11 protein-coding genes and 1 pseudogene are annotated in these 14,343 nt (G+C 50.4%); 2 read left to right on the forward strand and 10 right to left on the reverse strand.

Annotation, left to right across the window (positions count from 1 at the left end):
- Positions 1-108 precede the first annotated feature (108 nt).
- Both dhaK and XI25_RS16525 read right to left on the reverse strand, forming a co-directional pair.
- A complete protein-coding gene (dhaK, locus tag XI25_RS32245) occupies positions 109-1,872 on the reverse strand; it encodes a dihydroxyacetone kinase subunit DhaK (protein WP_046678881.1) in 1,764 nt (587 codons plus the stop codon).
- Positions 1,873-3,013 (reverse strand): annotated as a pseudogene (locus tag XI25_RS16525) (glycerol dehydrogenase).
- Positions 3,014-3,182: 169 nt separating this feature from the next.
- On the opposite strand from XI25_RS16525, the gene XI25_RS16530 reads away from it, so the two are divergent.
- On the forward strand, positions 3,183-4,232 hold the full coding sequence (locus XI25_RS16530; RefSeq protein ID WP_046678880.1) for a PocR ligand-binding domain-containing protein: 1,050 nt from the start codon (positions 3,183-3,185) through the stop codon (positions 4,230-4,232).
- Between the two features lie 61 nt (positions 4,233-4,293).
- Here XI25_RS16530 and XI25_RS34820 read toward each other — a convergent pair whose 3' ends face one another.
- The 7 genes from XI25_RS34820 to XI25_RS33405 all read right to left on the reverse strand — a co-directional run bounded on the left by XI25_RS34820 (position 4,294) and on the right by XI25_RS33405 (position 12,698).
- Entirely contained in the window at positions 4,294-5,316 is a 1,023-nt protein-coding gene (locus XI25_RS34820; protein WP_235439931.1) for a copper amine oxidase N-terminal domain-containing protein, read from the reverse strand.
- Positions 5,309-6,253, reverse strand: a complete 945-nt coding sequence (locus XI25_RS34825) for a hypothetical protein (RefSeq protein WP_235439932.1) — start codon at positions 6,251-6,253, stop codon at positions 5,309-5,311. The genes XI25_RS34820 and XI25_RS34825 overlap by 8 nt, the downstream gene beginning before the upstream one ends.
- A gap of 198 nt (positions 6,254-6,451) precedes the next feature.
- Complete coding sequence (locus XI25_RS16540; RefSeq protein WP_082112399.1) at positions 6,452-7,999, reverse strand: TraB/GumN family protein; 1,548 nt, start codon at positions 7,997-7,999, stop codon at positions 6,452-6,454.
- Between the two features lie 157 nt (positions 8,000-8,156).
- Entirely contained in the window at positions 8,157-9,227 is a 1,071-nt protein-coding gene (locus XI25_RS16545) for a bifunctional 3-deoxy-7-phosphoheptulonate synthase/chorismate mutase (protein WP_046678877.1), read from the reverse strand.
- A gap of 488 nt (positions 9,228-9,715) precedes the next feature.
- The gene (locus tag XI25_RS31400; RefSeq protein ID WP_052759636.1) at positions 9,716-10,198 is read right to left on the reverse strand and encodes a preprotein translocase subunit SecA; all 483 of its coding nucleotides are present in this window, start codon (positions 10,196-10,198) and stop codon (positions 9,716-9,718) included.
- Complete coding sequence (locus XI25_RS16550; RefSeq protein ID WP_052759637.1) at positions 10,173-12,011, reverse strand: preprotein translocase subunit SecA; 1,839 nt, start codon at positions 12,009-12,011, stop codon at positions 10,173-10,175. Before XI25_RS16550 ends, XI25_RS31400 begins: the two co-directional genes overlap by 26 nt.
- 525 nt (positions 12,012-12,536) lie before the next feature.
- Positions 12,537-12,698, reverse strand: coding sequence for a hypothetical protein (locus XI25_RS33405; RefSeq protein ID WP_160308905.1), 162 nt, complete (start codon positions 12,696-12,698; stop codon positions 12,537-12,539).
- Here XI25_RS33405 and XI25_RS16555 point away from each other — a divergent pair.
- Positions 12,669-13,376, forward strand: a complete 708-nt coding sequence (locus tag XI25_RS16555) for a DMT family transporter (RefSeq protein WP_082112332.1) — start codon at positions 12,669-12,671, stop codon at positions 13,374-13,376. The two genes, XI25_RS33405 and XI25_RS16555, sit on opposite strands and share 30 nt — an antisense overlap.
- A gap of 281 nt (positions 13,377-13,657) precedes the next feature.
- Here XI25_RS16555 and XI25_RS16560 read toward each other — a convergent pair whose 3' ends face one another.
- Positions 13,658-14,272, reverse strand: a complete 615-nt coding sequence (locus XI25_RS16560; protein ID WP_046678875.1) for an SRPBCC family protein — start codon at positions 14,270-14,272, stop codon at positions 13,658-13,660.
- Between the last annotated feature and the right edge of the window lie 71 nt (positions 14,273-14,343).

Raw genomic sequence — 14,343 nt, forward strand, 5'->3', positions numbered from 1 at the left:
TCAGTGGATTCAATGTTTGAAAAAATAGAGGCTGTCCGCCGGCTTAAGCTGACGGACAGCCTCTATTCAAGTCTAAGCACAGCGAACCAGGGTTCGCGCGCACGAACGTTACTTCATTTGATCCGAAAGCTCCTTGAAAATGACGCCCAAAGCGTAGGCTCCGGCATCCGGATACCCCAAGCTTCGGTCGCCGACGGTTCCTGCGCGGCCCATCCGCGCCACGATATGCTCCGTCTTTCTTGCTCCCTCAGTGGCGGCATCCGCGCCTTTGGCAAACGCGGTTTTGAAATCGTCCCCTGTCCGGGCGCTTTCCGACCACGAATCCGCGCAAGGCACAAGCGCGTCAATCAAAGTTTTGTCCCCGACGACGGCGCCCCGTCCGAAGGAACGTTCGCCGGTTGCCTGTATCCCCTTGACCGCGGCCTGCATCATGCCCGCAAATTGCGATACGCTTGCTTCCGTAATCGCGCCCGCTTCCTTAGCCGCTGCCCGGAACGCCGAGCCCCAGATCGGGCCGGACGCACCGCCGCAGTGCTCCATAATCACCAGGGAACAGGCGTCCAAAAACGAACCGATATCGCTCTTATGATCGGCCATGATATGGCTCCATTCCCGCTTCAGCTGCCTGAACCCTTTGGCCACGCTCATGCCGAAATCGCCGTCGCCGGCATGGGCATCCAACTCGCAGAACGGAACCTCATTCTTGATAATAACCTCGCTCATCTTGTCTACCAGATACACGATATTATCCAGCGAGAGCCGGTTGTCGCGAATGACGGCATATTGCTCAGGGGTTTCCGCTTCATAGGAAACCTGGGCATCAGGGACATCCTCTTCGGACACATCAACATAAGCCACGCTTTCTTCCGGCCCTGAAACCTTGAAGGCGGGCGTGTCGCTGTCCTTGAACAAGAGCGTCTTCAGTTCCTCGTCCAATTTCATGATAGAAACGGAAGCGCCGGCCATATCGATGCTGGTCATGAAGTTCCCGACAAAAATTTTGCAAAGCTTGATGTGAGTCCGCTTAGCCAGTTCCCGGGTTACCGCGTTGTTCAAAAGATACAGCTCCTGCAGCGGCGTGGCCCCGAAGCCGTTAATCAACAATGCAATCTCTGCCGGAGCGCTTTCGTCCATCTTCAAATCCTTCAAAAGCGCCTCCACCATGCGCCGTGCCAAAATATCGGCGGATACCACTTTCTCCCGCTGGATTCCGGGCTCCCCGTGAATGCCGACGCCGTACTCCATCTCGTCCTCGGCGAGCCCGAAGGTCGGCGTTCCCTTCGCCGGGACCGTACATGAGGTTAACGCAAAGCCAATGCTTCGTACGCTCGCCGCCGCTTTTTCCGCGGCTTTTTTCACCTCTTGCAAACTGCGTCCCTCTTCGGCCGCGGCCCCGGCGATTTTATGGACCAGCACCGTTCCGGCAACTCCCCGACGTCCAACGGTGTACAAGCTGTCCTGAACCGCAATGTCGTCCTCGACACGGACATAATCCACTTCCAAGCCATCCTCTTCCGCCAGGAAGGCCGCATTCTTGAAATTCATCATATCTCCGCTGTAGTTCTTGATGATCATCAAGGTGCCTTTACGGGAGGCCGTCGCTTTAAGCGCCTGATACACCTGGATTTGGGAAGGGGATGCGAAAATATCCCCGCATACGGCCGCATCCAGCATGCCTTTGCCGACATATCCCGCATGGGCAGGCTCATGGCCGCTGCCTCCGCCGCTGATGAGGCTGACCTTGTTCTCGTTGATATGTTTTTTCTTGATGATTTTATACTTCCTCACAAATTCCAGCTCCGGATGGGCCATCGCGATGCCGTTGCACATTTCGAGGACCATGTTCTCCGTCCGGTTCATGATTTTTTTCATTTACCTTCCCTCCCGGCTCGCCTTGTAATCTCTGCCGATTTTGTCCGCCGTCGCAATGGCGCCCGCCACCTCCGTTACTGAAATCGGGAACGGCATGGAATGAATCGATTCTTCCGGGATACATGCTTTTTCGGCCACCTTGATCAGCTCTTCATGGCTTATTGTGTCCACTCCGATATCTGCCAAACATACCGGCAACCCGACCTCCAGGCAAAAATCAAGAACCTGGTTCAATTCCTCCGTAGGGGCATTCTCAAGCACCAATTGGGCAATGGTGCCGAAGGCGACTTTTTCCCCATGGTAATAATGATGGGTTCCTTCCAGGATCGTTAAACCGTCGTGGATGGCATGCGCCCCGCCCAAGCCCGCGCTTTCAAAGCCGAGTCCGGATAATAAAATATTCGTTTCCACGATATTTTCCAGCGCCTGGGTCACCATGTTGCACTCGCAGGACGCTTTCGCTTTGGCACCGTCTTTCAGCAGCATTTCATAGCATAAGGTTGCCATGGCCAGCGCCGCATGGGTTCCGACCGCAGGAGCGCAGAAGCCTTCTCTTGATCCCATCGGAAGACTGGCATTGACCCGGGAATAGGACTTGGCCGTCGCTCTGGCTTCAAAGTAAGTGGATAAGGCGTCCCCCATCCCCGCGACGAGGAAGCGAACGGGCGCTTGGGCAATCACCGTCGTGTCCACCAGCACCACGCTCGGGCTCTGCTTGAAATAGGCATAATCATCAAAGGAACCGTCCGGCGTATACAGCACGGCGGAGTGGCTTGTCGGCGCATCCGTGGCCGCAATGGTCGGACAGATGATGAGCGCCTCTCCCTCCGCGACGCATTTTGCCGCGTCAATCGCTTTGCCTCCGCCGAGGCCGATGGTGCAGACGCATTTTTTTTTCTCTGGCGATTTCCTGTAAACGGGCTACCTCCGCCCGGGAGCATTCTCCCTTAAAACCGCTTTCAACAAAAGTGATTCCGAACTTTTCTGCGGTCGCATCCAGCTTATGCTTCACTCGGTTCACATCGTCCGGATGGGCGATCAACAGCGCGGATGAACCAAAGGACTTGACAAAATAGCCCAAATTCAGCAATTCGTCTTCGCCTTGCACGTATTTGGTCGGACTGATAAATGCCTTTCTCATCATTATCTCCTCCGTTTTATCAAAAGTTTTAAATACTTAATCAACTAGATTATACCGAAGGCTTTAAGTCTTGTTAGTGGAATATCATAGCTAAAAACTATAATTGCCAATCGTAATTATTTGCACTTTTCTTTCCGAATGGTATCATATTGTCATTGGGGTGATCAAATTGATACAAGAATACTTGCGAATAAATAAAATCCTGGACCTAAAGAAGTGGAAACGTCTTCAAGATTCCTTGGCCGCCGTTACCAAGCTGGCGATCCTGACGGTCGATTACAAGGGAAACCCCGTAACCACCCACAGCAGCTGCCAGGCCTTTTGCCAGAATGTGCGCAAGGATCCGGAACTGCTCCCTTACTGCCAGAAATGCGATTCCCGCGGCGGCCTGGAAGCCGTCCGCTTAAATGCGCCTTACGTATATCTTTGCCATTTTAACATCGTTGACATTGCCATTCCCATCACCATCGACGATAAATACATCGGGGCCGTCATGGCCGGACAGGTCAAGCTCGCGGACCCCGAAAATGCGGGCGACCTGGAGCAAATTTTAGCATCGAAGAACGAATCGCTGCATCATCGGAAGCGGGACAAATTGAATCAATATTACGACGAGATCCCCACGATGACTTATGAAGAAGTCGTCAAAATATCCAATATGCTGTTTCTCCTGTGCAACTACATCGTCGAGGAGGCCCTTAATAAAAATCTGCTTGTCGAAATGTTCGAGAAGGCTTCCGGCAATCAAGAAGCCCTGAACATCTCTACCATTCTGCCGGGGTATTCCATAAAAAACATAGAAACGATCAAAAAGGAAATGACCAATGCGATTGCCGACGCCTATTTGAAAAATACTCCGTACGATCCGGACATTTGTTCCAACTCGGTGCTAAAACCCGCCTTCGACTACATTTACCGGAACAAAAGCGAGAATATGTCGCTCAAGCATATGGCTGAACTATGCCATATCAGCCCCAGCTATTTCAGCAGGCTGTTTGCCAAGGAGACGGGTGAGACTTTCTCCGCCTATCTGGCGCGCCTCAAGATTACCTGGGCCAAACAGCTGTTGGAGGTTACCGACATGCCGGTTTCCCAGATCAGCGACGAGCTCGGCTTCAACGAACCCGGTTATTTCATAAAAACCTTCAAGAAATTCGAGGAAATCACGCCTGCGCTGTACCGCAAATACTTTAAAGGAAACATGAATCGGCCAGGTTAACGAAAAGGGATGCCCCTTGCCATAAAAGGCAGGCGCATCCTCTTTTCCATGCAGAAGCTGATTAGGCATAGATCAGAAACACCTTGCCGTTGACGAAAGAGATCGTGTCAAAGTTTCCGTATACCCAGGTTTCAATCGTGTGGCCGTTGACGGCGGTAAGGCTCTTGCTTCCCGGAGATCCCCATGACATTTGGACTTGTGCCTTCGTCATGCCGAGAGATACTTGTCCGGCTTTGATCTTCTTCCATGTGGATGAGGACCACTTATATTTCTTGTACGGATCGAACTTATAGAAGGAGGACTCGTCTGCAAACAGCTGCGATACGTTGGAAGAAGACATGGAATAGCTCTTCAGCGTTTTGCCTGCTGCCGATCTGAATACGATGACAAAAGATCCCGTATCATCCGGCAGAATGTCGGTCACCGTTACTTTCGAGAAGCGTTCCCATCCTTGGAAATCGTTGATCCAATACGTTCTGCCGATAAATTTGGCCAAACTGCCCTGGGCTGCCTTCTTGATTAGCGATGCCGTCTCGGCGGATACAACGGTCAAACGTGCCTCACCGAAAGAAATTTCGGCCTGCTTCCACTTGCCGTCCCATCGGGCTTGCGCCCCCAGCGCGTCGGACAGCAGCGAGACCGGTATGAGAGTCCCCTCTTTATCGTTCATGGGGACCGCTTTTAAACGGATTTTATTTCCGTTCAGGGTGGCTTGGGCCGTGCCCGCTTTGAACCACAGCGACGTGTCGCCGAGCTTTACGTCCAATCCCCCGCCTGACGGGGAAACGGTGCCGCCCAATGCTTGAAATACCGGTTTGGCAGGGACGAACACGATGCCTTGAGCCTGTTTCGAGTATTTCAGGTTATGACGCAGGCTTGCGGATACCGTCAAGTCTTTTGATATGCCGCCCGAGGTTACGGTAACTTTGGTCTCGCCTACGCCGAGAACTTTAACCGTTCCCTTCGATTGCAATTGAAGCAAATGCGGCTTTTGAATCTCAATGCTTGCCTCGCTTGCCGGAACTTTGATTTTCGCTCCGTTCGTGTAGGTTTCCTGGATATCGATTTTCAGCTGGTCACCCACGAACGGCTTCGCGTCGGATAACGAAACGTCCAATTTTTTTTATGGCTGGCACATCGACAGGCTTGATATCCCCATCGTCGAACATGACCCAGCTGCCGCTGCTTTTTTGGGCATAAAATTGATCATGGCTCTCCTCTTTGACCGCTGTTCTCACGATATCGCTCAGTCCCGGCACCTGCTTGGCCAGCTTAAAGCGATCCTGGTAGTTGCCTGTCGTCCAGACCGTCCCGTCCTTGCGGGTGACCAGCAATCGAGGCGTCGGGTCTCCCGTGCCATAAGCGATATGAACGGCATCCTCTGCGACCGCAACCGGAATGATTTTGCCGTTATCATCGAAATTGAACGTTTCGTAGATAACCACCTTTCCGCTGTCATACAACAGCGCGACACGGCTGTCGAATACGGATATGTCCTTTACGGAGGCCGCATCCGGAATGGTGCCAAGCTTTTTATAGGTTTCCTGCGCGTAAGAATCCCGGATCAGCACATCGCCGTTATGGCTTAAAGCCGCAAAATCCCGGTCCCCGTAACCGATTAGCTTGATGCCTTCAAGCTTCTTGACTTTTCCTCCAATGCTCCATACCGTTCCGTCCATCTTAAGCCAATATTCGCCTGCGGCTTGCTTGACTCCGGTCTGGTCCTTCACCACGTGCGGAGCATTGGCTATGTCCCATTGAATCAGCTTTCCATCTTGAGTCACGCCCATGCCTTCGAGCTCCGTACCGTTGACCGCCTCTACATTTCCCGGAGTTCGAATGACCCGGTTGCCGTTAATCATCGACCACATGGAACCGTCTTCCATTAATAATGTTTTCTCTCCGAGAATGTCCTTAATCTGCGGCGCAGCATCCGCGGCGGAAGCCTGCCCCGCTGTCAGTCCGGCCGATCCGAAACCGAGCAGGAAACCGATCAAGACGATATACAACGTCTTTCTCAACCCTCATAACCCCTCTCTACTCTTTTGGAATATTTTTCAACCCCCTTGTTTATTCGACAATACCAGCGTTTTTCCTTTTCAAAACGACATTCGTAGAAAATTGCACTTATTTTTCGATTTACGGATTCAAAGATGCCTAAACATTAGTTGTTTCTTATGATTTACCTTATAATGCTACGGTGAAAAGCGATAATTAATTCATGATTGAATATAGAAGTCCCCCAAAAACGCATCAATTACATATACTTTATGGTTATCATGGGTTTTCATCATGATATGGAAACGGGCAAAGAAAAAGCCCAACCTGCCGAGAGGTTGGGCTTTCCGGGATTTCATTGTTAAATCGCGTAAACTTATTGCATAAATGCTACGTTGTAGCCTTTTTTCTTTCAGCAGGTCGACAACCATGCCTTTGATCACGTAGTGACCCGCGCCTACCACAACAAAAGAGGTGTGCTCCCCTTTCCGCTCCAGCAATTCAACCAACTTCTTGGCCATGTTTTTGTCCCGCTCCCCGAACAAGCGCCGGTTGGCTTCGCTTTGCGTCAATTCGGAGTCCGTCAAGCTTTGGGTCAAGCCTTCCGCATCGCCTTTAACCCAGGCCTGCTGCATTGCCTTCAGCTGCTCTGCGGCATCGCCCTGCCCTTGATCGGACAGCAAGCTATCAAGCATTACGTTTAATTCCTTCTCCTGTTCCTCCGCAGGCACGTTCGCAAACAGATCCGCCTGCAGCTTAATGCCTTCCAGCTCATGGATCGGCTTACCCGACAGCAGGGCTTTACCGAGGAAGTAACGGTCGATGCCGGTAACGGACGCAAGCTCGGTTTCCGCCGGATTGTCGAGAACGCTGAACGTCGACAGCGTGCTGGAGATGGCAAACGGCTTATAGCCGTCAAAGGTTTCGGCCGGCAATTGCAGCTTTTTAAGCACCTTTTGCAGCTTTTCGTACGTACCCGCGGATACATGATCTTTCACCTTTGTTCCGTCGCTGTAAGCCATTTTCTCCGTAAAATAACTCATATCTCCGTTTACGATGTCCACTTCGACCCACAGGTCTTCCGACGCTTCAAAGGCTTCACGGATGCTCTTATGCATCGGGTACATGTCGGTATTCCCCAAATGAATGGAGCCCAGCAAATACAACGTGTTATTGCCGTTGGTTACTTTCCACATGAGACCTTCGGCCCCTTTACCTGCCGTATCGTATGCGAATTCAACCAGTCTGCTCGCCATTACGGCTGCCTGCTCGGCCGTACAAGGCTGATCCAGTTGAAGTCCGGCCTTCGTGCCTTGAACGACACCGTTATTCTTCATGAAGTCTACCGGTGAATCCGAAGCCAGTCCATACGTTTCCGGCAGTTCGTAATTCGATAAAAGCTTATGTAAGGAAGTGATTACGGTTTCTCTCGTGATGGTTTGGCCAGCCGGGAAAGAAAGGGAAACCTCTTTTTTCTTAAACCCGAGCATATCCAGCTTTTTCGCCGTTGCATTCATTAAAGATTTAAAATTATCGGCTGTTATCGGCTTTTGAAAACTTCCGCCGTAATACCAGTTCAGCGGGTAAATCCCGTATTTCTCGCCCTCATGCAGGGTCTTTACGGACCAGGGGCTGAGCGTGGGGACCGGGGCTTCCGGGGCTGGCGATGCGGCGTTAGCGGGAAGAACGCTTCCTGCCACCATCGTCAAGCTCAGCGCACCTGCGGTTGCCCAGCGGCTCAGTTTATGCCAATGTTTTTTAACGTTCATGAATCTTTCTCCTCTCTTGAACTACGTTGATAATCTGGCAAGCCTATTAGAAAATTGTACCATGTATATCCGCATTCCTCTACCAAAAATGACGGCAAGCGTGCAGTAAGCGTTTAAACGCAAAAAAGGCACGCCTCTTCAGCGTGCCTTTGCGGGACTATAGTAAACCGGATTGCTTCACATTCTCATAGAAATCATAGAATTCCGGGATGTTCAGCTGCTGCGCCGCGTCGGACAAGGCCGTAGCGGGATCCGGGTGAACCTCGACCATGACGCCGTCCGCCCCTGCAGCCAAAGCGGCTCTGGCGCAAGGCGCGAGAATGTCTTTGCGGCCCGTCGAATGGGTGACATCGACCAGTACCGGTAGATGGGTTTCCTGTTTCAAAATTGGAACTGCCGAGATGTCCAAGGTATTTCTTGTCGCTTTCTCATAAGTCCGGATTCCGCGCTCGATCAGCATCACCTGCGTATTTCCCCGGGACACGATGTACTCCGCCGCATGAACGAATTCGTCAATCGTGGCAGCCAAGCCGCGTTTGAGCAGAACCGGCGTCCGCACCTCGCCCGCCGCTTTCAACAGCTCGAAATTCTGCATGTTTCTGGCGCCGATTTGAATCACGTCGATGTAATCGCATGCCAGTTCAATATGGGCGGGATCGACAATTTCGCTGATCGTTTTGAGGCCGAACTCGGACGCAACCTCTTTTAAAATTTTCAAACCTTCCACGCCCAACCCCTGAAAATCATACGGCGAGGTTCTCGGTTTGAACGCCCCGCCTCTCATGACGGTTATGCCGGCTTCCTTAAGGGCTGCCGCCACTTGGCGTACCTGTTCGTAACTTTCCACGGAACACGGGCCGGCAATCATGACCGGTTTGCCGCCGCCGATTACGGTATCGCCAAGTTGTATGATCGTGTCCTCCTGCTTCTTTTTACGGCTGACTAGCAAAAGCTTCTTGCTGTCTACCTGCTGCAGTTTCAACGAGGCCTGGAATATTTGCTTGAATAAATGCCGGATCGTTTCGTTATCGAATGGCCCGTCGTTATGCTCGGTGATGGCCTGCAGCATTTGTTTTTCCCGCACCGGATCGAAATCGGGCACGCCCTGCTTTTGTTTCTCCTCTCCGATCTCCTGGGCTAAACGCGCCCGCCGCGACAACAGCTCCAGCAGCTGAAGATTGACCGAATCCAGTTCTGACCGCAATTGCTCCAAACGTCCTTGACTCATACAGAATCTCTCCTTTGATTTATATATAAAAACAAAAAGACTCCTGTCCGCAAAGGGACGAGGAGTCGTGGTACCACCCTTATTAGATATGCAGCGCAAAAAACGATTCCGTCGTCCTTCGAAAAGAACGATGGCGTTTTTACGAGAAATAGCCGCACATCTCACTTGAACCTTTTAACGCAAGGGTTACGGGCCTTCCTACCGCTTGCCGCATCATGCTTAAAACGGAAGCTATCAGAAAACCGGCTCGGGAATGAACTTCGGCGGGAACCTTCGCTCGGCAGCTTTCAGTCGGTGGCATGCCGTCCCTGTCAGGAATGTTCTTCGCTTACTCTTTCCTTCATCGCTTGTATCCTATTCTGGAACCGTAAATTTAAAAGCATTGTATTACAATCGGGATTGTCATGCAAGCTTATTGTTTAAAGCGATGTCGCGTTACCGTAATGAAATAAGTTGGGTTGACTTTTATCTTTTCACCCCATCTCCCCCTAGAATAACTGGACTCTATTCTGAAAAAAGCTGTCGTTGATGACATAGGTCCATGTTGCCGAAGGAATTCTCAACTCGCTCATATCAAGAGGGACCGTCATTTCCTCCTTAAACTCCGTCTTGAGGAAGACGTTTAATGTACGGGTTTCAATCTCTTTGTCCATTCGCCCGTAAGCTTCAATGAGAAGCCGATTATACTGATCCAGAGGATTTTTATTGCTCAAGCTTTCCAAATGTATGCCTTCCTTAATGTAAGATGCATAATCCAAAAAGTCTGACCAGCATGCATCCATCTGGATCAGCAAAACGTATTTTTCGGTCTCCTCCACCTTAACCTGTCCATAGGCTGCACACAGATTTTCGTATAACTCGGGTTCACTTGTTGCCAACACATTGGGCTTGACTCTATTAAAAAGCACATCCGTCCGTCTTTCATATAAAATCCTTCGCTGCTGTTCAACGATATCGGCGTATTTGTTCAACGTCTTTTTTGATCTCGTAGTTCTGCCCTTCGATAACGAGCTGAATATGGTTCAGAATATGCCGGATTTTGGAGTCTTCAATCGGAGCGTCCGATTTTAGACCTTGATATTTTGCGGGAAGTTCCTCCTTAATCCCATATCTAATCAAAATATCGTCTTCCAAACTAATGATGAATCGCGACGATCCCGGATCTCCCTGTCGGCCTGCCCGCCCTTTTAACTGCATGTCCACGCGAACGCTCTCATGAAGATTCGTACCGATGACGTATAATCCCCCCAAAGCCGCCACCTTCCGGTATTCCTCGGGATCCCCGCCGCCTAGAATGATATCCACTCCCCGGCCGGCCATATTGGTGGACACGGTTACAGCGCCAAGCATCCCGGCTCTGGAAATAATCTCTGCTTCCTGTTGATCATGCTGCGCATTAAGCACATGGCATGACACCCCCTTGCCCGCAAGGTCTGCCGCCAGTTGGTTCGACCCTTCAACGCTTGAGGTACCTACCAGAATCGGTCGGCCCGTCTCATGAACGGAGACGATCTCGCGAATGATGGCCCTTCTTTTTGATTCTTTATCCGAAAATATGAAATGGGGGAGGTCCGTTCTCCGGGAAGGTTTGTTAGGCGGTATAACTACCACATCCAAAGCATAGACGTCCCTGAATTCATCAGCCGAGGATTGGGCGGTTGCCGTCATTCCGCAAAGTTTTTTTATACAGCTCAGAAAATGCTGCAGCGTCATGGAGCCCATGATTTTTCCGCCCGCTTGAACTTTAAGTCCTTCCTTTACTTCGACTGCAGCCTGCAAACCGTCAGGCCAATGCCTTTTATCCGCGATCCTTCCCGTAAACTCATCAATGAGCTGTACGGCTCCATCCCGAACGATATAGTGGACATCTCTCTTTAACAAAACTTCGGCATGCAGCGCACAATTCAGTTCCGTTAACGTTTGGCTGTTCTCCATATCGTACAAATTGCCGCAATCAAGCAGTTCCTCTGCCTGTTCCGCTCCCGCCTCGGTTAAGAATACGTTTCGCTCATGGTCATCCGTGTCATAATCAACGCCAGGTTTGAGCTGCTTCACAATATCGGCCATTCTGCTGTAAGCATTTCGATTTTCGCCGATATCGCCAGCTATAACCAGCGGAATCCTCGCTTCATCGATTAATATCGAATCCGCTTCGTCAACCAATACATAATGGTGAGAGCGTTGAACTCTATTCTTTATGTCATAAACGAGCGAATCCTTCAGATAGTCAAAACAAGCCTGCTTGGCCGTCATATAAGTAACATCCGCGGCATAGGCCCGCTTCCGTTCAGGCAACCCGGTCTGCTCTATGATACACCCGACGGTCAGGCCTAAAAATTCATAAATCGGCCTTACCCACTCGGCATCTCGGCTTGCCAAATAATCATTGAAGGTAAAAACGTGCACCCCTTTTCCTTCCAAAGCATGAAGATACGCCGGAAGAACCGCAGCAAGCGTCTTGCCTTCGCCGGTTTGCATTTCCACCATATATCCGTCATGAAGGGCTAAACCCGCGATATATTGCGTGTCATACAACCGGATTTGCAGGAAGCGCCATATGACTTCGTCAACCACAGCCGCCGCCTCGGCCACCAGGCCGCTGAGCGGAACGCCGGACTGTGCCTTCAGTTTGAGCTCCCGGGCAAAATCTGCGAGCTTTGAATCGCTCCAATCATTGAATTGAACTCCCTTGATAACCTTGAGCTTGTCATAATACGGCTTAAGCCGGTGCCGATTGTAAATCGTATTCATTTTATTGAAAATATTTTCTTTTCCCGAACTCATGAGAACCTCCTTTAGTCGAACGAAACAGGGTTGAAAGAATTCCATGTAAAAGGAGGTTTCAGGCTCGGTTCCTTGTAGGTTTGAAATCGAATAAGGATCCGTTCGCTTTCCAAGCAAAGGATTGCATAACATTGGATGACGTGATTGGAAATGACAAGTCTATTGGGACCATCCATCAAAACTTGCCTGGGGATCAAGAGCAGGAATTTGTCATAAAAAATCAAATCGTATAGCGGAGCTCGTCTGCAGTCGGTAATCGTCAGGATAAAACGATGAATAAAAAAAATATATAAGAAGCAACCCGCTTTTCATGATTCGGATCCATTGGATGCGGGATCTGCCGGATAAACAGGGATTTATTTTCATCATGCGGATGGGGAGTTCACCTCCTTTCTCGTTTGTTTTGTGTTGGTATACCTTTTTCGAGATTTGAGGGAAGCATTCCTTCTCCTAAGTACAGAAAAACAAGCTTTTCCTGCCTGTCAATAACCTTCCCTAAGGCTAATGGTTACGGCAGATCGATCGTTAAAAAGCCTGCCCGCTCCCCCTCTTTACCTCCTCCACGATCGCTTTGACGCCCTCCTCGATCTGCTCCGGCTGCGCCCTTAAAATGCTGATCTTCAGAAATTTCTCCCTGTCCAAAAAATCCTGGCAACGATGTATCCGCTTGGATTCTTTGCGCTTCAAACATTCGGGCTCCTTCACGCCACCTCCTCGGAGGGCGGCATTCTGTATGCGGTAACGCCCATTTTGACAATGCTTCTGGCCTTCGTATTTCTAAAGGAAGTGACCACTTTGCTTCAAAAGCTGTCTATTTTCCTTTCGGTCCTTGGTGTCGTATACATCTTTATGATGAAGGGAAGCAGCTTCGATCTGTCCAGCATCACGGGGATTCTCCTGCTGTTTTTATCCTGTCTGGCTTTCGCCGGTTACAGCGTGTTGGCCCGGTCGCTATTGAAAACATTCAGTCCCTTGGAAATCACATACATGATGCTTGGCATCGGCTGCGCCGCCTTTTTACTCGTCTCGTTAACGTCTCATATCGGCTCCGGAACGCTGGATCGCTTCTTCGAGCCTTTATCCAGCGGCACCTTTATCTGGTCCATCCTTTATCTGGGGATACTGTCTTCCCTCGTTACTTCTCTGACGGCCAATTACACCCTGTCCAAAATCAGCGCCTCGAAAACGAGCGTGTTCAGCAACCTGTCAACCGTCGTCTCGATTGCTGCCGGGGCCATGTTTCTTCACGAGGAAATCAAGCTTTATCACGTCATCGGCTCGGTGCTGATCATAGCGGGAGTCATCGGCGCGAATGCCCTGGGAGCCCGGAGCCAACAATCACCGAAGACGGCGAATACGCCATGATATAAAGGGGCGGCTTCATGAGTGAACTAAGTGCTTTATTTCGAAGAAGAATCGTTCTGTCGGAAAACGAAAGCATTTCCTTTGAACGCTTGAATCAAGTCATGCGGGGCCGCCATACCAGAAGAAAACCACGTCCCTCACGACGTGGTTCTTCTGTTCTAATTCAATCTGTGAACCATCTCATACTTGTTGCCGCACGGGTCTTCGAAATAAACCGCGTAATAGGTCGGGCTGATCGGAAATTTTCCCAGGAATTTACCCGTAAGTCGATATGGCTGTATTTATTCATCCCGCGCCTCCAACAGATTTTTGATTCTATTCAACGTCTCTTCCCAATAACGCCGCATCATTTCCCTCATATAGACGTCTTCCAGCATTTCCTGGTGAATGGAGATGGTGGTTTTACCGGAGCTTGCTGACAACAAATAAATTTGAAGCCGGGACGGGCTGTCCCACTCCGGACGTTTCCAGGTCATGCGCAGCTTTTGGTACGGTACGACCACCGTAATTTTCCCGGACACGCCTTCCTTGGATTCGTATTCATGTCCCTTCTGGATTTTAAAGGAAGGAACTTCTCCGATCCATAACGATAAGCCCTCAGAAGAGGTGAGAAAATTCCAGGCTTTCTCCTTGGTTGCGGCAAACGTCTTTCTGATGCCTATTTGCACACCCGCGTCTTTGGTTGTTCCAACCGGTGTCCGGCCCATGATTTGTTCGTACATGACGGCGATCCATTCGCTCCAATCTCCCGAAACTTGATGCGCCTCGCGGATATGATTTTTGATTTGTTCATGGGACCATAGCGGGTCCACTTCCCGGCCAAGTTTCATTATCCATTCTTCCCATGAGCTGCCCGTTGCCGTCTTCACGTCCCGTTTAAAAATAGAGCCTGCCACCTTTTTTCCTCCTGTCGCATCCTTTTGGGTTTTGGGTTTCATTATATAACGAAAACACTGACAACGAAGGT

It is taken from the genome of Paenibacillus sp. DMB20 (assembly GCF_000987955.1).
In the GTDB taxonomy this organism is placed as follows: Bacteria; Bacillota; Bacilli; order Paenibacillales; family Paenibacillaceae; genus Paenibacillus_AQ.